Origin of the sequence: Amycolatopsis heterodermiae (assembly GCF_034929455.1) — a bacterium.
GTDB lineage: Bacteria > Actinomycetota > Actinomycetes > Mycobacteriales > Pseudonocardiaceae > Amycolatopsis > Amycolatopsis heterodermiae.
The window spans coordinates 110548-128862 of record NZ_JAYFSI010000011.1 but is presented as its reverse complement, the minus strand read 5'-3'; the positions used below and the strand labels follow the sequence as shown (position 1 = coordinate 128862).

General features: G+C 70.0%; 13 protein-coding genes. 6 read left to right on the top strand and 7 right to left on the bottom strand.

Annotation, left to right across the window (positions count from 1 at the left end; all coding sequences use genetic code 11):
- Window positions 1-13: 13 nt before the first annotated feature.
- Genes VA596_RS36390 through VA596_RS36375 form a run of 4 tightly spaced genes read right to left on the bottom strand, consistent with a single transcriptional unit; the run spans window position 14 to window position 4572 of the window.
- Entirely contained in the window at window positions 14-1378 is a 1365-nt protein-coding gene (locus tag VA596_RS36390) for a GH1 family beta-glucosidase (protein WP_323333292.1), read from the bottom strand.
- Between the two features lie 44 nt (window positions 1379-1422).
- Window positions 1423-2280: a carbohydrate ABC transporter permease gene (locus VA596_RS36385; RefSeq protein ID WP_323333290.1), complete on the bottom strand. Its 858-nt coding sequence runs from the start codon at window positions 2278-2280 to the stop codon at window positions 1423-1425.
- Window positions 2277-3266, bottom strand: a complete 990-nt coding sequence (locus tag VA596_RS36380) for a carbohydrate ABC transporter permease (protein WP_323333289.1) — start codon at window positions 3264-3266, stop codon at window positions 2277-2279. The genes VA596_RS36385 and VA596_RS36380 overlap by 4 nt, the downstream gene beginning before the upstream one ends.
- 4 nt (window positions 3267-3270) lie before the next feature.
- Complete coding sequence (locus VA596_RS36375; RefSeq protein ID WP_323333287.1) at window positions 3271-4572, bottom strand: ABC transporter substrate-binding protein; 1302 nt, start codon at window positions 4570-4572, stop codon at window positions 3271-3273.
- Between the two features lie 250 nt (window positions 4573-4822).
- Here VA596_RS36375 and VA596_RS36370 point away from each other — a divergent pair, with 250 nt between their 5' ends.
- From VA596_RS36370 to VA596_RS36350, 5 genes are all read left to right on the top strand, one after another.
- On the top strand, window positions 4823-5818 hold the full coding sequence (locus tag VA596_RS36370) for a LacI family DNA-binding transcriptional regulator (RefSeq protein WP_323333701.1): 996 nt from the start codon (window positions 4823-4825) through the stop codon (window positions 5816-5818).
- 1033 nt (window positions 5819-6851) lie between these two features.
- The gene (locus VA596_RS36365; RefSeq protein ID WP_323333285.1) at window positions 6852-9767 is read left to right on the top strand and encodes a glycoside hydrolase family 48 protein; all 2916 of its coding nucleotides are present in this window, start codon (window positions 6852-6854) and stop codon (window positions 9765-9767) included.
- A 10-nt stretch (window positions 9768-9777) separates the two neighbouring features.
- Window positions 9778-11319, top strand: a complete 1542-nt coding sequence (locus VA596_RS36360; protein WP_323333283.1) for a cellulase family glycosylhydrolase — start codon at window positions 9778-9780, stop codon at window positions 11317-11319.
- 26 nt (window positions 11320-11345) lie between these two features.
- A complete protein-coding gene (locus VA596_RS36355; protein ID WP_323333281.1) occupies window positions 11346-13148 on the top strand; it encodes a glycoside hydrolase family 6 protein in 1803 nt (600 codons plus the stop codon).
- 81 nt (window positions 13149-13229) lie between these two features.
- A complete protein-coding gene (locus tag VA596_RS36350; protein WP_323333279.1) occupies window positions 13230-13991 on the top strand; it encodes a GH12 family glycosyl hydrolase domain-containing protein in 762 nt (253 codons plus the stop codon).
- Here the strand turns inward: VA596_RS36350 and VA596_RS36345 are convergent.
- Together VA596_RS36345 and VA596_RS36340 are read right to left on the bottom strand one after the other, a co-directional pair.
- Entirely contained in the window at window positions 13975-14511 is a 537-nt protein-coding gene (locus VA596_RS36345; protein WP_323333277.1) for a GNAT family N-acetyltransferase, read from the bottom strand. The genes VA596_RS36350 and VA596_RS36345 overlap by 17 nt on opposite strands.
- Window positions 14512-14559: 48 nt before the next feature.
- Complete coding sequence (locus VA596_RS36340; RefSeq protein WP_410171958.1) at window positions 14560-15831, bottom strand: ABC transporter substrate-binding protein; 1272 nt, start codon at window positions 15829-15831, stop codon at window positions 14560-14562.
- 195 nt (window positions 15832-16026) lie between these two features.
- Between VA596_RS36340 and VA596_RS36335 the strand changes: the two genes are divergently transcribed.
- On the top strand, window positions 16027-17043 hold the full coding sequence (locus tag VA596_RS36335) for a LacI family DNA-binding transcriptional regulator (protein ID WP_323333275.1): 1017 nt from the start codon (window positions 16027-16029) through the stop codon (window positions 17041-17043).
- A gap of 54 nt (window positions 17044-17097) precedes the next feature.
- Here the strand turns inward: VA596_RS36335 and VA596_RS36330 are convergent, their stop codons facing one another.
- Entirely contained in the window at window positions 17098-18126 is a 1029-nt protein-coding gene (locus VA596_RS36330) for a lytic polysaccharide monooxygenase (protein WP_323333274.1), read from the bottom strand.
- Window positions 18127-18315: the final 189 nt, after the last annotated feature.

The window sequence follows — 18315 nt, the reverse complement described above, 5'->3', positions numbered from 1 at the left end:
GCCACCGTGGGAGTCAGCCGAGGCCGTTGAGGCCGATGACCCTCGAATACCAGTGCGCGCTGCGCTTCGGCGTCCGGACCTGCGTTGCGTAGTCGACGTGGACCAGGCCGAACCGCTTCGCGTAGCCCTCCGCCCACTCGAAGTTGTCCAGCAGCGACCAATAAAAATAACCCCGCAGGTCGACCCCGGCGGCGAGGGCCTCGTGGGCCGCTCGCAGGTGGGAGTCGAGGAACGCGACGCGGTCGGTGTCGACGATCTCGCCGCCGTCGGAGACGACGTCGGGGTAGGCCGCGCCGTTCTCCGTGATGTACAGCGGCACCGGCCGGTAGCCGCGGTGGACCTGCAGCAGCGACTCCGTCAGCCCGGCCGGCTGGACCTCCCAGCCCGAATCGGTGCGCGGCGCGGCGGGATCCGGCACGAAGTGGACGTCGCCCGCGCCGACCCACTCCGGGCCGGCCGGCTCGCTGCCCGGCACCGGCCCGCCCGCGACGCGGTAGTCGCGGTAGTAGTTCACGCCGAGCCAGTCGACGTGCGCGGCGATGACAGCGCTGTCATCGGGCCGGACGACGTCGCCGATCCCGAACGGCGCCAGGTCCTCGAGCAGGTCGTCCGGGTAGGCGCCGCGCAGCACCGGGTCGAGGAACAGCCGGTTCTGCAGGCCGTCGATCCGGCGGCACGCGGCGACGTCGGCGGCGTTCGCCGGGTCGTGCGGCGCGACCGGGTACAGGTTGAGCGTGATGCCGGCCGGGACGTCCGGGGCGTGGCGGCGGATGATGTCCATCGCGAGCCCGTGCCCCAGCAGCAGGTGGTGCGTCGCGGCGACGGCGGCGGTGTGGTCGGTGCGGCCGGGCGCGTGGATGCCGCCCGCGTAGCCGAGCATCGCCGCGCACCACGGCTCGTTGAGCGTCGACCAGCTGGCGACGCGGTCGCCGAGCCGGGCCAGCACCGTCTCGGTGTAGTCGGCGAAGCGGTACGCGGTGTCCCGCGACGTCCAGCCGCCCTGCTCCTCCAGCGCCTGCGGCAGGTCCCAGTGGTAGAGCGTCGCCCACGGCTCGATCCCGGCCTCCAGCAGCCGGTCGACGAGCCGGTCGTAGAACGCGATCCCGGCGGCGTTGGGGGCGCCGCCGTCCGGGCGCACGCGCGGCCAGGCCAGCGAGAACCGGTAGGCGCCCAGGCCGAGGCGCCGCATGAGGTCGACGTCCTCGCCGTAGCGGCGGTAGTGGTCGGCGGCCGGGTCGCCGGTGTCGCCGCGCTTGACCGCACCCGGACGGCGCGCGAAGACGTCCCAGACCGAGTCGGTGCGCCCGTCGGCCGTGGTGGCCCCCTCCACCTGGAACGCCGCGGTGGCGGCGCCCCAGACGAAGGCGGGCGGGAACATCAAAGCGGTCTCGGCCCGAACGCTGTCGGGATGTACGGACATGGTCACCCTTTCACGGCACCTTGCATGATCCCGGCCACGATCTGGCGGCCGAGCAGGAGGAAGACGATGAGGATCGGGATGGTGGCCAGGGTCGTGCCGGCCAGCACCAGCGAATAGTCGACGTAGTAACCGCTCTGCAACTTCTCCAGGGCCACCTGGACGGTCGGGTTGCCCGCGTCCAGCACCACCAGCGGCCACAGGAAGTCGTTCCAGGACGTCATGAACGTGAACATCGCCAGGATCGCCGCCGCCGGGCGCACCGCGGGCAGGCAGACGTTCCAGAAGATCCGGAACATGCTGCAGCCGTCGACGCGCGCGGCCTCGATCAGCTCGTACGGCAGTGCGTCCACTGTGTACTGCCGCATCCAGAACACGCCGAACGCGGTGACCAGGTTGGGCACGATCACCGACTGCAGCCCGCCGGCCCAGCCCAGTTTCGACATCGCGATGAACAACGGGATGATGCCGAGCTGCGTGGGCACCGCGAGCGTGATGACGATGAACACGAACAACCCGTTGCGCCCCTTGAACCGGAGTTTCGCGAAGGCGAACCCGGCCAGGGAGGAGAACAACACCGTCGTCAAGGTGACCGTGCCGGACACGATGACGCTGTTGGCCAAGGCCTTCCAGAACGGCACGGTGTCGAACACCCGCGAAGCGTTGGCGAAGAAGTTGCCGCCGGGGACGAACGGCGGGATGCGCTCGGTGAGCATCCCGTTGTCCCGGCTGGCCACCAGGAACGACCAGTAGAACGGGAACAGTGAGCCGAGCACGAAGATGGCGAGCACCCAGTAGGTCGCCTTGCGCGGCTTGCCGAGCGTCGCGACGCTCCTGCGGAGTCCACTCTGGAGGGTGGTCATTTCTTCTTCACCGCCGGGGTGCGGGCCAGGCGGCCGGTGAGGAAGAAGTTCACCAGCGCGATGACCACGATGATCACGAACAGCACCCAGGCGATCGCCGAGGCGTAACCCAGGTTGTAGTTCTCGAACGCAGATTGGTACAGGTACAGCGTCACGGTCTGGAACTGGTTGGTGGAACCGCCGTTGTTCGACCCGGGCATGGCGTCGAACAGCTTGGGCTCGGTGAAGATCTGCAGCCCGCCGATCGTCGAGGTGATGGTGACGAAGATCAGCGTCGGTTTCAGCAGCGGCAGCGTGACGTTGAAGAAGCGCCGCCACGTCCCGGCGCCGTCGATCAGCGCGGCTTCGTGCAGTTCCTTCGGGATGGCCTGCATCGCGGCCAGCACGATCAGCGCGTTGTACCCGGTCCAGCGCCAGTTCACCATGATCGCGATCGCGACGTGGCTGCCGAACCGGCTGGCCTGCCAGTCGACCGGGTCCAGCCCGATGGTCTGCAGCACGCCGTTGATCAGGCCGTACTTCGGCCCGAACAGGTTCGCGAAGATGATCCCGATCGCGACGAGGCTCGCGGCGTACGGCAGCAGGATGCCGACGCGCCAGCCGGTCGCGCCGCGCAGCCGGCTCCCGAGCAGCGCCGCGAGCGCCATCGCGATGATGAGCTGCGGGATGCTGGAGAGCAGGAAGATGCTGAACGTGTTGGCCAGCGCGTTCCAGAACTGGCCGTCGCCGAACAGCTCCTTGTAGTTGTCGACGCCGATGAAGTCCGGGTCGTCGTCCCCGGCCTTCCACTTGAACAGCGAGACGTACGCGGTGTACAGCAACGGGAACAGCCCGACGACCCCGAACACGATGAAGAACGGCGCGACGTAGAGGTACGGCGATACCTTGACGTCCCACCGGCTCAGCTTGTGCCGGAAGGTGGGCCGGGGAGACCTGCGCTCCCCGGCCGTACTCCCTTCCGGCGCGACCTTGTCGATGACGGTCATGAGGTCAGCGGGTGATCTTCTTCGCCGAGTCGACCAGTTGCTGCCAGCCGTCCGCCGCCGACTTGCCCTGTTCGACCGCCTGCAGCGCCGGGCTGGAGGCGTTCTCCTGGATCTGGCCGTCACCGGGGCCCTTGTACTGCGGCTTCTGGACCTTCTTGGCCTGCTCGGCGAACAGCTCGCCGACCTTCGCGTTGCCGAAGTAGGCGTCGGTCTGGCTCAGCAGCGCGGGGTCCGTCAGGGCCTTGACCTGGCTCGGGAAGGTGCCCTTGGCCTGGAACGCCTTGATCTGCTGCTCCGGCGCGGTCAGCCAGGCCGCGAGCTCGGCGGCCTCCTTCGGGTGCTTCGACTGCGTCGGCACGGTCAGGTACGAACCGCCCCAGTTGCCGCCGCCACCGGGGAAGGCCGCGGTGACCGCCCACTTGCCGGAGTTCTCCGGGCCGGCCTGCTCCTTGATCACGCCGAGCATCCACGCCGGGCACACCTTCGTGGCGAACGCGCCCTGCTTGAAGCCGGAGTTCCACTCGTTGCTGAACGCGGTGAGCTTGGCCGACTCGCCCTTGGCGACGGCGTCGGTGACCTTCGTCCAGGCGTCCTTGATGCCCTGGTTGCCCTCGACGGCGAGCTTGTCGTCGGTGCCGATGTAGCCCTGGGGGAGCTGGTTGACCATCGCGTTGAAGTTCTGCGCGGCCGAGTCGAACCAGGCCTTGCCCTTGGTCTTGGACACGTAGTCCGCGCCCGCGGCGAAGTAGCTGTCCCAGGAGGCGAACAGGGGCTTGACCTGCTCGGGGTCGGTCGGCAGCCCGGCCGCGGCGAACATGTCCTTGCGGTAGCACATGGCGAGCGGCCCGATGTCGGTGCCGTAGCCGATGACCTTGCCGTCCTTGGTCTTCGCGGCGTCGTACTTCCAGCCGAGCCAGCGGTCGGGCGAGGCGTCGGCGGGGCCGATCTTGCTGAGGTCGTTGAACTTCGAGCCCTTGTCGAGCACGTCGGAGAGGTGACCCTCCTCGACCGCCGTGACGTCGGCGAGGCCCGAGCCCGCGGCCAGCTTGGTGATCAGGTCCTGGTGGTAGGGCCCGCCCTGGCCGGTCTTGCGGTGGGTGATCTTGATGTTGGGGTGCAGCCGCTCGTATTCCGGGATGAGGGCCTCGTAGCCGAACTCGGTGAACGTCGCCAGCGTCAGGTCCACGTGCTCGTTCGGACCCGCTGCCGCCGGGGTTTCGTCACCGCCGCCACCGCAGGCCGTGGCGCCGAGCGCCGTCATCGTGATGCCCAGTGCGAGGACCAGGCCGTTCCGGATCGTTCTCACGTGTCCAACCACCTTGTTGACGGGAATGAGCGCTCTCACTGCTGGGAGCCGTTCTGGGAGCGCTCCCAGGTGTCGCAGAGTCTGCTTGCGGGTTCTGGCGGTGTCAAGGGGGCGTAACCGGAGCGTTTCCTGCGAGGAGCGCTCCCGGGCCCCTGAGGATCGTTGAACGTTAAGCTGGGGACGTCCGGGTGGTGGCAGGAGCGAGGGCGGTGCCGTGGGGCCTCGAGCAGGGGATGAAGAACGGCCGACGCTGGAGGACGTCGCGGCGTTCGCCGGCGTGTCGCGGTCGACGGCGTCACGGGCGCTGAACGACGACGCCTACGTCAGCGCGGCGGCGCGGGAGAAGGTCCAGGCCGCGGCCCGTGACCTGGGCTATTCCCCGAACCAGGCGGCCAGGTCGCTGGTCACCCGGCGGACCGGGGCGATCGCGGTGGTGCTCTCGGAGCCGGAGGCCCGGCTGCTCGACGACCCGTACCGGACGGCCGTCATGCGGGCCGGTTATCGCGAGCTCGCCGACATCGGCCGTCAGATGGTGTTGATCTTCAGCGACACCCGCGAAGACCTCAGTCGGACGGTCCGGTTCCTCGAAGGCGGGCACGTCGACGGCGCACTCGTGTTCGCGCCGCACCGGTCCGACCCGCTGCCCAAGGCGCTGCGCCTGCTCCGGATCCCGGTGGTGTTCGGCGGCCAGGCGGCCGGCCTCCGCCGCGGCGTCCACGTCGTCGACTTCGACAACGAGGGCGGTGCCCGATTGGCCGTGGAACACCTGGTCGCGGCGGGGCGGCGGAAGATCGGCACGATCGCCGGCCCGCAGGACCAGAGCGCCGCGATCGACCGGCTCGCCGGCTGGCGCAAGACGCTGCTCGACGCCGGTCTCGACCCCGCCGACCTGGCCGCGGAGGCCGACTTCACGCTCTCGGGCGGCGCGAACGCGATGTCCGCCCTGCTCGCCCGGCACGCCGATCTCGACGCGGTCTTCGTCGCCAGCGACATGATGGCGGTGGGCGCGCTGCGCACGCTGGACGCGGCCGGGCGCCGCATCCCGGAGGACATCGCGGTGGTCAGCTTCGACGACAACGCCACCCTCGCCCCGGCCATGGACCCGCCCCTGACCTCGGTGCACCAGGACCCGCGCGAGCAGGTCCACGCCATGGTCGAGACGATGCTCCAGCTCCTCGACGACCAGGGTCTCAAGCCCCGCCAGCAGGTCCTCCCGGTCTCGCTGGCCATCCGCGCCTCCAGCTGACCCCCGGTTCCGCCCCCCACACCCCGCCCCCGGTCCGCGGGTTACGCGTGTCGTCCACCCAGGTACGCGAGTCGTTCGTCCGGGTACGCGAGTCGGCCGCCGAGGTACGGGTGTCGTCCGTCCAGGTACGCGAGTCGGCCGCCGGGGTGCGCGTGTCGTCCATCCCGGTACGCGTGTCGACCCCACAAGCACGCGTGTCGTCGCGGCAATCACGTGTGTCGACCTTCTGATCACGAGTGATGCCTCCGCAATCACGAGTGATGCCGCCCCAATCACACGTGATGCCCCGCTGATCACGGGTGATGCCCCTTCCCGCACGGCGGGAAGGGGTGAACTCGCGCATCTGGAGGGGGTCGGTCCACGTGTCCCGGCGGTCGGCGCGCGTGCTTGGAGGGTCGGTTCGTGTGCTCGAAGGGTCGGCTCGCGTGATTCGGGGACGAGATGCGTGTCTGGAGGGTCGACTCGTGTGTCTGGAAGGTCGACTCGTGTGATCCGAGGGTCGACTCGCGTGCTTGGAAGGTCGGCACGTGTGTCTGGAGGGTCGACAAGTGTGATCCGGGGGACGACACGCGCACTGGGATGGACGACCCGCGTACCGGGATGGACGACACACGTACCTGGAGGGACGACACGCGTGCCCGGATGGACGACACGTGCCGGGATGGACGACTCGCGTGCACCGGTGGACGACTCGCGTACCGGGGGGACGACACGAAGTGGGTGTGTGTCGAATGCTTCGACGGGGTCTGGGAGCGCTCCTGGTTCAGGTGTACGCCTTTGGCGCAAGCCGGGTACCCAAGGGCACGGTGGGTGACTGAGTCGCTGGGCTGAACGGGTGGTGGGGCTACTGACGGGCGCCGCCGTTCAGGAGTGTTCAGCGGGCTGGCTACTCGCGGGTCGCTGACGGTTGCGGCCGGGTGTCGCGTGTGCTTCTGACTCGATTCTTTACAGGCACGTTTCCCGCTGGCTACCGTCTGCGCCTGGAAGCGCTCCCAGATCGCTGGCTCCCTACGGACAAAGGAGTTCCGCAGCCATGCGTTCCCCTCATCCCATCCAGGCCGGCGTACTGCCGCTGGTCGCGAGTTCGGTGGTCCTGGCCGCCCTGCTCGTCCCCGTGCCACCGGCGCTCGCCGCCGACGTGGCCTGCTCCGTCACCTACACCACCAACGACTGGGACACCGGGTTCACGGCCAACGTTTCACTGCGGAACGACGGTGCACCCCTCGACAGCTGGCAGGTCGGCTGGACCTTCCCCGACGGCCAGAAGGTCCAGCAGGGCTGGAGCGCCACCTTCGCCCAGACCGGCGCCGCGGTCACGGCGACGAACCTCTCCTACAACGGCAACCTCGGGACGGGGGCCAGCACCAGCTTCGGCTTCAACGGCACCAAGGGATCCGCCAACCGCCCGCCGGCGGACTTCTCCGTCAACGGCTCCGCGTGCACCGGCGCCAACAAGGCCCCGACCGTCAGCCTGACGTCACCGACCTCGACCGGCACCTACTACGCCCCGGCCACGATCCCGCTCGCCGCGACCGCCGCCGACACCGACGGCACCGTCAGCAAGGTCGAGTTCTACGCCGGTGACACGCTGCTCGCGACCGACACCTCCGCGCCGTTCGAAGGCAGCTGGGGCAACGTCCCGGCCGGGACCTACTCGATCACGGCGAAGGCCTACGACAACAAGAACGCCTCCACCAGCTCGAACCCGGTCAGCGTCAAGGTCCTGTCCGGCCCCACGATCGTCGCTGCCCCGGCGACCGCGCAGGTCAAGCAGGGCGGCACGACGACGTTCGGCGTCACCCTCGCCGGCGCCCCGACGAGCCCCGTCACTGTGGCGATCGCCAAGACAACCGGGAGCGCCGACCTGACGGCCACCCCCGCGAGCCTCACCTTCACGCCGTCGAACTGGAGCACCGCCCAGAACGTCACGGTGCAGAGCGCCGACAACGGCGGCGCGCTCGGCACCGCGACCTTCACCGCGAGCAGCAACGGCTACACCGCGGCGAGCGTCACGGTCACCGAGATCTCGCCGTCCACATCGGACTACCAGGTCGAGTTCCTCAAGCAGTACAACAAGATCAAGGACCCGAACAACGGCTACTTCCGCAAGTTCGGGAACATCCTGGTGCCCTACCACTCCATCGAGACGCTCATCGTCGAGGCGCCCGACCACGGCCACGAGACGACGTCGGAGGCGTTCAGCTACTACCTCTGGCTGGAAGCGGGCTACGGCCGGGTCACCGGGGACTGGGCGCCGTTCAACGCGGCGTGGACGTCGATCGAGACGTACGCGATCCCGTCGGCGGCCGACCAGAGCGGCAACTCCGGCTACGACGCGAGCAAGCCGGCGACGTACGCGGCGGAGTACCCGAGCCCGAAGTCGTACCCGTCGCAGCTGCAGTCGGGCGTGTCGGTCGGCAAGGACCCGATCGCGGCCGAGCTCAAGGCGGCCTACGGTTCCCCGGACGTCTACGGCATGCACTGGCTGCTCGACGTCGACAACATCTACAAGTTCGGCCACTGCGAGGACGGCACGAACACCGCGCCCGCGTTCATCAACACCTTCCAGCGCGGCTCGCAGGAGTCGGTCTGGGAGACCGTCACCCAGCCGAGCTGTGACACCCTCAAGTACGGCGGCAAGAACGGGTACCTCGACCTGTTCACCGGCGACTCGGCCTACGCCAAGCAGTGGAAGTACACCGACGCGCCGGACGCGGACGCCCGCGCCGTGCAGGTCGCCTTCCAGGCCGAGAAGTGGGCGCAGGAACAGGGCAAGAGCGCCGACGTCGCGGCCGTCGTCAAGAAGGCCTCGAAGATGGGCGACTACCTGCGGTACTCGCTGTTCGACAAGTACTTCAAGAAGATCGGCAACTGCGTCAACCCGAGCAGCTGCCCCGCCGGCACCGGCAAGGACAGCGAGCACTACCTCGTCTCCTGGTACTACGCCTGGGGCGGCTCGCTCGACCAGAACGCCTGGGCGTGGCGCATCGGTGACGGCGCGGCCCACCAGGGCTACCAGAACCCGCTCGCCGCGTACGCGCTGTCGACCGATCCGGGCCTGAAGGTGACGTCGGCGACCGGCGCGAGTGACTGGGCGACCAGCCTCGGGCGTCAGATGGAGTTCCTGCAGTGGCTCCAGTCGTCCGAAGGCGGCCTCGCCGGCGGCGCGACCAACAGCTGGGAAGGCCAGTACGGCACGCCGCCGTCGGGCACGCCGACGTTCTACGGCATGTTCTACGACCAGCAGCCGGTCTGGCACGACCCGCCGAGCAACCAGTGGTTCGGGTTCCAGACCTGGGGCATGGAGCGCATCGCCGAGTACTACCAGGCCACGAAGGACGCCCGGGCCAAGAAGATCCTCGACAAGTGGGTCCCGTGGGCCATCGCGGGCACCACGGTCGGCGCCGGCGGGAGCTTCCAGGTCCCGTCCGACCTGACCTGGAGCGGCGCGCCGGACACCTGGAACGCCACCAGCCCGGGGAGCAACACCGGCCTGCACGTCACGGTGAAGAACTACAGCACCGACGTCGGTGTCGCGGCTTCGCTGTCGAAGACGCTGCTCTACTACGCCGCCGGCTCGGGCAACGCCCAGGCCAAGACCGTGGGGGAGCAGCTGCTGACGGCGCTGTCGGCGAACGCGGACACCCAGGGCATCGCGGTGCCGGAGACCCGGACGGACTACAACCGGTTCGACGACACCTACAACGCCACCACGGACCAGGGGCTCTACGTCCCGTCGGGCTGGACCGGGACGATGCCGAACGGCGACCCGATCAACGCCTCCTCGACGTTCACCTCGATCCGCTCCTTCTACAAGAGCGACCCGCAGTGGCCGAAGGTCCAGTCCTATCTGGACGGTGGCGCCGCGCCGACGTTCACCTACCACCGGTTCTGGGCGCAGTCGGAGATCGCCACGGCGTTCGCCGCGCACGTCGCCCTGTTCGGCTGAAAGGCATTCGATGAAGCGACTGCTCGCCTTCGCGGTCGCCGCACTGGTCGGGGGCGCCGTTCTCACGGCGTCCCCGGCCACCGCGGCCCCGCAAGCCACGACACAGGCCGTGGCACAAGGCACCGGCACCGGCTACTGGCACGCGTCCGGTTCCCAGCTCGTCGACGCCACCGGCGCGCCGGTCCGGATGACCGGGGTCAACTGGTTCGGCGCCGAGACCGGCAACTACTCGCCGCACGGCCTCTGGAGCCGCAACTACCAGGACATGCTCGACCAGATGGCGAGCCTCGGGTACAACACGCTGCGGCTGCCGTATTCGAACCAGCTCTTCGACCCGGGCGTCAAGCCGAACAGCATCGACGCCGTCCAGAACCCGGACCTGCAGGGGCTTTCCGGGCTGCAGGTGCTCGACAAGATCATCGCCTACGCCGGCACCAAAGGCATGCGCGTGATCCTCGACCAGCACCGGCCGGACTCCGGCGCGCAGTCGGCGCTTTGGTACACCAGCGCCTACCCCGAGAGCCGCTGGCTGTCCGACTGGACGATGCTCGCCCAGCACTACAAGGGCAACACCACGGTGATCGGCGCCGACCTGCACAACGAGCCGCACTCGATCCAGGGTGGCGGCGGCGCGTGCTGGGGGTGCGGGGACACCGCGACCGACTGGCGGCTCGCGGCCGAACGCGGCGGGAACGCCGTGCTGGCCGCGAACCCGGACTGGCTGGTCATCGTCGAGGGCGTCGACTGCGTCAGCGGCACCGGTGACCCGCAGTGCGGCTGGTGGGGCGGCAACCTCTCCGGCGCGCGGCAGTTCCCGGTGCGACTGTCCAAAGCGGACAAGCTGGTCTACTCGGCGCACGAGTACGCGACGTCCGTGTTCGCCCAGCCGTGGTTCTCGGACCCGGCGTTCCCGGCGAACCTGCCCGCGCTGTGGGACCACTTCTTCGGCTACCTGCAGAAGCAGAACATCGCGCCGGTGCTGCTCGGTGAGTTCGGCACGACGCTGGCCGACCCGCGCGACAAGGTCTGGCTGCAGGAACTGATGAAGTACGCCGGGACCGGGGCGACCGGGATGAGCTTCACGTACTGGTCGTGGAACCCCAACTCCGGCGACACCGGCGGCATCCTCAACGACGACTGGACCACGGTCAACCAGGCCAAGCAGGCGATCCTGCAGCCGTACCTGATCCCGCCGACGGGTTCGGGCGGCGGCGGGACGACCGACCCGCCACCCGCGGTGAGCTGCGCGGTCACCTACCACGTCGACAACGCGTGGCAGGGCGGCTTCGTCGCCTCCGTGACGCTGAAGAACACCGGCACCACCCCGCTGAAGGCCTGGTCGCTCGGCTGGACCGCGGCGTCCGGGACGCAGATCACCGGCGGCTGGGGCGCCACCGTCACCCAGTCCGGCACGCAGGCGACCGCCAAGGCGCCGACCTGGGCGCCCGACCTGGCCGGCGGCGCTTCGACGTCGATCGGCTTCCAGGCGACCGGCGCCTCGAGCGGGACGCCGTCCGGCTTCGCCGTCGGCGCCACCCCTTGCACTTCCTGATCCACCGACACGAAGGAGCGCACTCGATGAAGAGTGAATTCTGGTCCGCGAAGAGGAAAGCACGGTTCGCCGTGGCGTCCTCGGTGACGGCCGCGGCCGTCGTGGCCGGCCTGGTGGTGGCGGGCGGCAGCCCGGCGGCCGCCGCCAGCGGCTGCAAGGTCACCTACACCGTCAACCAGTACGAGCCCGGGTTCACCGCGAACGTCACGGTGACCAACCTGGGTGACACCATCACCTCCGGCTGGAACCTCGAATGGGACTTCGGCGGCAACCAGCAGGTCACGCAGGGCTGGAGCGCGACGTTCAGCCAGACCGGCAAGCACGTCAGCGCGAAGAACCCCAGCTGGGGCCCCACATTGGCCACCAACGCAACCGCGAGCCTCGGCTTCAACGGCACGTACAACGGCAGCAACGCCGTCCCGGCCTCGTTCTCCCTCAACGGCGTCCACTGCGACGGCAGCACGGGCACCCCGACCACCACCCCGACGACCCCGACCACCCCGACGACGCCCACCACCCCGCCCACGACGACCACCCCGCCGCCGGCGGGATCGCACGTGGACAACCCGTACGCCGGGGCCAAGGGGTACGTGAACCCGGACTGGTCGGCGGAGGTGACCGCCGCGGCCGCGGCCAAGGGCGGCACGCTCGGCACCCAGATGGCCAAGGTGGCGAACACCTCGACCGCCGTCTGGCTCGACCGGATCGCGGCCATCGAGGGCACGTCGAGCGCGCGCGGCCTGCGCGGGCACCTCGACGCGGCCCTGGCCCAGCAGAGCGGCGGGACGCCGGTGACGATCCAGATCGTCGTCTACGACCTGCCCAACCGCGACTGCGCGGCGCTGGCGTCCAACGGTGAGCTGCAGGTCGCCTCCAACGGCCTGGCCCGCTACAAGTCCGAGTACATCGACCCGATCGCCTCGATCCTGTCCGACGCGAAGTACGCGCCGCTGCGGGTCGTCGCGATCGTCGAACCGGACTCGCTGCCCAACCTGATCACCAACACCGCGCAGGCGAAGTGCGCCGAGGCGCAGTCCAGCGGGGCGTACACCCAGGGCATCCAGTACGCGCTGAACAAGCTGCACGCGATCTCGAACGTCTACAACTACCTCGACATCGCGCACTCGGCGTGGCTGGGCTGGGACAGCAACTTCGGCCCGTTCGTCAACCTGGTCAAGCAGACGCTGCAGGGGACGACGGCCGGGGTGAACAGCCTGGACGGCTTCATCAGCGACACGGCGAACTACACCCCGACCACCGAGCCGAACCTGCCGGACCCGAACCTGACCGTCGGCGGCCAGCAGATCAAGTCGGCGACGTTCTACCAGTGGAACCCGTACTTCGCCGAGGCGCCGTTCGCCACCGCGATGTACAACGCGTTCGTTGCGGCGGGCCTGCCGAGCAGCATCGGCATGCTGATCGACACCTCCCGCAACGGCTGGGGCGGCGCGGCCCGCCCGACCGGGGCCTCGGGGTCCACCGTGGACAGTTACGTGAACTCGGGCCGGGTCGACCTGCGGCTGCACCGCGGCAACTGGTGCAACCAGAGCGGGGCCGGGCTGGGTGCGCGGCCGACGGCGTCGCCCGCGGCGCACTTCGACGCCTACGTCTGGGTGAAGCCGCCGGGTGAGTCCGACGGCGCGAGCTCGCAGATCCCGAACGACGAGGGCAAGGGCTTCGACCGGATGTGCGACCCGACCTACCACGGCACCGACCAGGCGAACGGCGGGAACCTGACCGGGGCCCTGCCGAACTCGCCGCTGTCCGGCAAGTGGTTCCAGGCCCAGTTCGAGCAGCTGGTCCAGAACGCCTACCCGGCCATTCAGTAACCGATCTCCCGGGCCGGGCGGTGCCTGCGCAGCCGCCGTCCGGCCCGGGTTTCCACCCGTCCCCGACCGGAAGGAACCCCCATGAAGAACCGGCTACGGGCCACACTGGCGTCGTTCGGAGCCACGGCCGTGCTGCTCTCCGGCGGTGTCGTGCTCACCGCGCCACCGGCGGCCGCCGACACGCAGCTGTGCGACAAGTACGGCTCGCTGCGCATCCAAGGTGGCCGCTACATCGTCCAGAACAACAACTGGGGTGACGACACGACCCAGTGCCTCTCGGTGTCGGCCACCGGCTTCAGCGTGACGACGGCGTCGCACAACCGGCCGACGAACGGCGCCCCCGGCAGCTACCCGTCGGTCTACGCCGGCTGCCACTACGGCAACTGCAGCACCGGCAGCGGCCTGCCGCGGCAGGTCCGTTCGCTCGGCTCGCTGACGTCCCGGGTGGACTACACGACCGTCCAAGCCGGACAGTGGGACGCCTCCTACGACGTCTGGTACGACCCGAATCCCAACCCGGCCGGGCAGAACACCGGCGCCGAGGTGATGATCTGGGGCAACCACCGCGGTGCCCCGCAGCCGGTCGGCAGCGTCATCGGCACCGTGCAGCTCGCCGGGGCGACCTGGAACGTCTGGTTCGGCAACATCGGCTGGAACGTCATCTCCTACGTCCGGACCGGCGGGACCGACAGCCTCGACGTCAACCTCACGGACTTCACCCGGGACGCCGTGGGCCGCGGCAAGATCAGCGACGCCTGGTACCTGACGAGCGTCCAGTTCGGTTTCGAGCCGTGGCAGGGCCAGACCGGCCTGGGCGTGCGCTCCTTCAGCCTGTCGGGCTGAGGTCCTTCCGGAACGAGAGCCGGTCCAGCCCGGGCCCGTCGTAGTCGGGCTGGACCGGCCGTCCTTCGAACTCCTTCGGCCCGGGTTCGGTCACGAACCCCATCCTGGTGTGGAAGGCGTGCGAACCACCGTTCTGCGGCGACGTGATCGCCCGGACGACCGAGCGCCCGTGCGCCCGGCTGTGGGCGAAGAACCGCTCGTACAGTTCCGCGCCCAGGCCGGACCCGCGCTCGGCGGGGTCGACGCCGACGAAGTGGATGTAGCTCTCGTCCGGCCGCGACTGCGACAGGAACCCGATCAGGAACGCGACGATCCGGTCACCCGACGTCACCAGGAAACTGCTGTCGCCGAAGTGCTGGAACATCAGCTTCGGCAGGAGGAGGGCCCGTTGCCGCATGCCTTCCTCGCCGCCGAGGCCGCCCCACCAGGTGTCGAGGAGGGCCAGGACGGGCAGGTGGTCGTCCGGGCCGGGACGCCGGATCCCGAGGTGCAGCCAGGGTGCGGGCAGGGGAGTGGTCATACCCCGCACCCTGCCCGCCCCGGCGCGTCCGTTCCACCGGATTTCCGGTCACGGCACCAGCCGGCTCGCACCCAGCTTCACCTGCTGCCAGACGGCGGCGGGGTCGGCGCCCTGCTCGACGGCCTTGAGCGCCGGCGCGACGACCGTCTCCTGGATCTTCCCGTCACCGGGGCCCTTGTACTGCGGCTTCCCGACCTTGCGGGCCTGCGCGACGAAGACCTGCCCGCTCAGCGCGCCGCCGAAGTAGCCGTTCATCTCGCTGAGCAGGTCGGGCGAGGTGAAGGCGTCGACCTGGCTGGGGAAGTTCCCGCTGACCCGGAACGCGTGCAGCTGCTGCTCCGGCGCGGTGAGCCAGGCGGCCAGCGCGGCGGCCTCCTTCTGGTGCGGGCTCGCCGCCGGCACCGTGAGGTAGGAGCCGCCCCAGTTGCCGCCGCCGTCCGGGAAGGCGTCGGTGATCGCCCACTTGCCCGCGTTGCCCGGCCCGGCCTGCTGCTCGATCGCGCCGAGCATCCACGATGGACAGACCTTCGTCGCGAACGTCCCGTTGCGCAGGCCGGCGTTGCCGTCGTCGGCGAAGGCCGTCAGCCCGGCCGACTGGCCCTGCTTGACGGCCCGGGTGACCTGGTCCCAGGCGGCCCGGAGCCCGGTGTTCGTGTCGAACGCCGGGCGGTCCTGCCGGTCGAGGTACCCGGTCGGGAGCTGGTTGACCATGGCGTTGAAGTTCTGCGCGGCCGAGTCGAACCAGGCCTTTCCCTTGGAGCGCTTGACGTACCGCTCGCCGGCCTGGAAGTAGCTGTCCCAGCTCGCGAACATCGTCTTCACCGAGCCGGGATCCGTGGGGAGCCCGGCGGCCTCGAGGAGGTCCTTGCGGTAGCACATCGCGAGCGGGCCGATGTCCGTCCCGTAGCCGACGAGCTTGCCGTCCTTGCTGCGCCCGGCCTCGTACTTCCACTCCAGCCAGCGCCCGGGCTGCACGTCGGACGGGCCGATCTCGGCCAGGTCGGCGAATTTCGCCGACTGGGCGAGCACGTCGGCGAGGTGGCCCTCCTCGACGGCCTGGACGTCGGCGAGGCCCTGCCCGCTCTGCAGCTTGGCCAGCAGGTCCTGGTGGTACGGGCCGCCCTGCTCGGTCCGGACCTGGCGGATGGTGATCCCGGGGTGGGTGAACTCGTACCCGGGGATCAGGTCGTCGTAGCCGAACTGCCCGAACGTCGCCAGGGTGAGCGTGAAGCTCTCCGGCGTGGCGGGGCCGCAGCCCCCGGTCAGGACCAGCAGGACGGCGGCCGTGGCGGCCGCCAGTGTTCTTCGGAACTTCCTCACGTGTGCGCACTCCCGGTTCGCGACTCGCGCTCGCACACGAGGGTGGGAGCGCTCCCGGTCGGAGTCTTGTTTCCGCAGGCCACGAGTGTCAAGGTGGGCGACTGCGGGTGTCCGGACGGACACGGGCACGTGATGAACCGGTCAAGCACTGGGGTCGGATTTCTTGTGGTGCAACGGGTCCAGTGGAGGAGCGCGATGAAGCGTCCGACGATCACCGACATCGCCCGCGAGGCCGGAGTGTCCAAAGGGGCCGTGTCCTATGCCCTCAATGGACGCCCCGGCGTCTCCGAAGCGACCCGGCACCGGATCACGGCGATCGCCCGGGAGCTGGGCTGGGAGCCGAGCGAGACGGCGCGGGCGCTGTCCGGCGTCCGCGCCGGGGCGGTGGGGATGGTGCTGGACCGGCCCGCGGACGTCCTCGGCGTCGAGCCGGTGTTCCTGGCCCTGCTCACCGGGATCCAGCGTGAGCTCGGACCGGCGTCCCTGATCCTGCAGGTGGCCCCGGACCACGCCGCCGAGCTGGAGGTCTACCGGCGCTGGCACGGCGAGCGCCGGGCCGGCGGCGTGCTGCTCACCGGCCCCCGGCGTGACGACGACCGGATCGCCGAACTGCCCCGGATCGGCCTGCCGGCGGTGGCGCTGGGCGGCCCGCTCGGCTGCCCGGGCGTCCCCTCGGTGCGGGTGGACGACGCCGCCGCGGTCGGCGAGGTGCTCGGTTACCTGGCCGCGCTCGGGCACCGCCGGGTCGCGTGGGTCACCGGGCCGGGGGTGCTGGTCCAGACGCGGGTGCGGGCCGAGGCGTTCGCCGCGGTGGCCGGCCGGCTGGGCCTGGCCGGCGCGCGGACCGTCCACACGGACCACTCGGGCGAGGGCGGGGTGGCCGCGACCCGGCGGCTGCTGGCGGGAAGCCGGCCGCCGACCGCGCTGCTGTACGACACCGACGTCCTCGCCGTCGCCGGGATCACCGCGCTGCGGGAACTGGGTCTCGCGGTGCCGGACGACGTCTCGGTGGTGGCGTGGGACGACTCGGCCCTCTGTCGCCTGGTCCGCCCGGCGCTGACCGCGGTGCGCCGCCCGGTCGCGGAGTTCGGCGCGCTCGCGGTGTCCGTGCTGCGGGACCTCATGACGGGCGGCGACCCCGGCGACGTCCGCACGTCACCACCGTCGCTGGTCACCCGCGGCAGCACCGGCCCCGCGCGTCCCGGTCCGTGAAGGCCACATCAAGGGACTCAGAGTCCCTCGATGTGGCCTTCACGGACCTTCGCGTCAGGTGCCCTGGCAGGTGGGGGACGGCTGGGCCGGGTTGGTCCCGGACGCGTTGACGACCAGCCCGAACGTCGTCTCGCCGTCCGGGGCGATCCGGCCGTTCCAGTCCGCGTTGCGCACCGTCACCACCGAGCCGGACTGGCTCAGCGTCCCGTTCCAGACGCTGCCGACCGTCTGGCCCGCGGGCAGCGTCCAGCCCGCCTGCCAGCCGGAGTAGGCCGTGGTGCTGTGGTTCATGATCGTCACCGTGGCCTGGTAGCCGCCGTTCCACGCGTTCGTGATCTCGTACATCGCCATGCACGAGCCGCCGGTCGGCGGGGGAGACGTCGGGGTCGTCGGCGTCGTCGGCGGGGTGCCCGGGTCGTGCACCCCGGTGACCTCGCCGTGCCCGCCGTCGAACGTGACGTCCGAGCAGCCGTAGAACGTCTCGGCGCTGTCGGAGCGCTTCCAGACCGAATAGATGACGTGCCGTCCCGTCTTGTTCGCCGGGAGCGCGCCGGTCCACTTGTACTGGCCGTCTACGGTGCCGACCTGCCCGGTCACGGGCGGGTGATCGACGGTCAGGAACGGCTGGTCCTCCAGCGAGTCCCAGGTCAGCGGTTTCGACGGGTCCCAGCCGTCCTTCGTCACGTAGGTGTAGAACCAGCCCGGGTGGGCCGCCCACGCGTTGTAGGAGAAGTCGAACGTGGACCCCGCGGTGAGGTGGGTCAGCGGCCAGTCGCCGACCTGGTCGAACCCGGCGTAGTTCGGGTTCCCGCCCGAGCACAGCTTCCCGTCCGGGATGAAGCCGCGGGTGCGCCCGGCGCCGTCGGAGCGCAGCACGGCGAACCAGTTGTACAGCGAGTTGGCGCCGCTGGTGGCCACCGCGGCCGAGCAGGCGGGGTTCTGCGGGATGATCTGGCCGGTCGAGCTCAGCCCGTCCTGCCAGCACAGGAAGGTCCGGCTGCCCGGTTTCATCATGGCGCCGTGCGCTTCGGCGGTGCCCGTGTTCAGCAGCACGGCGGTCAGGCTCGCCACCAGCACCGTCACGGCGGCGAGGATCGTACTTCGTCTCCTGGTCACGTCAGTCCCTTCGATGGGTTGCGTGCGTCGAAGACTGGGAGCGCTCCCAATGTCAGGATACGCGGTGGCGGCGGCTTCGGGAACATCCGGGCGAGGGGGCGGGTGACTGGCGCGGGAGCTTTGGCATACCTTGGGAAAGGCACCCGATCACCGGGC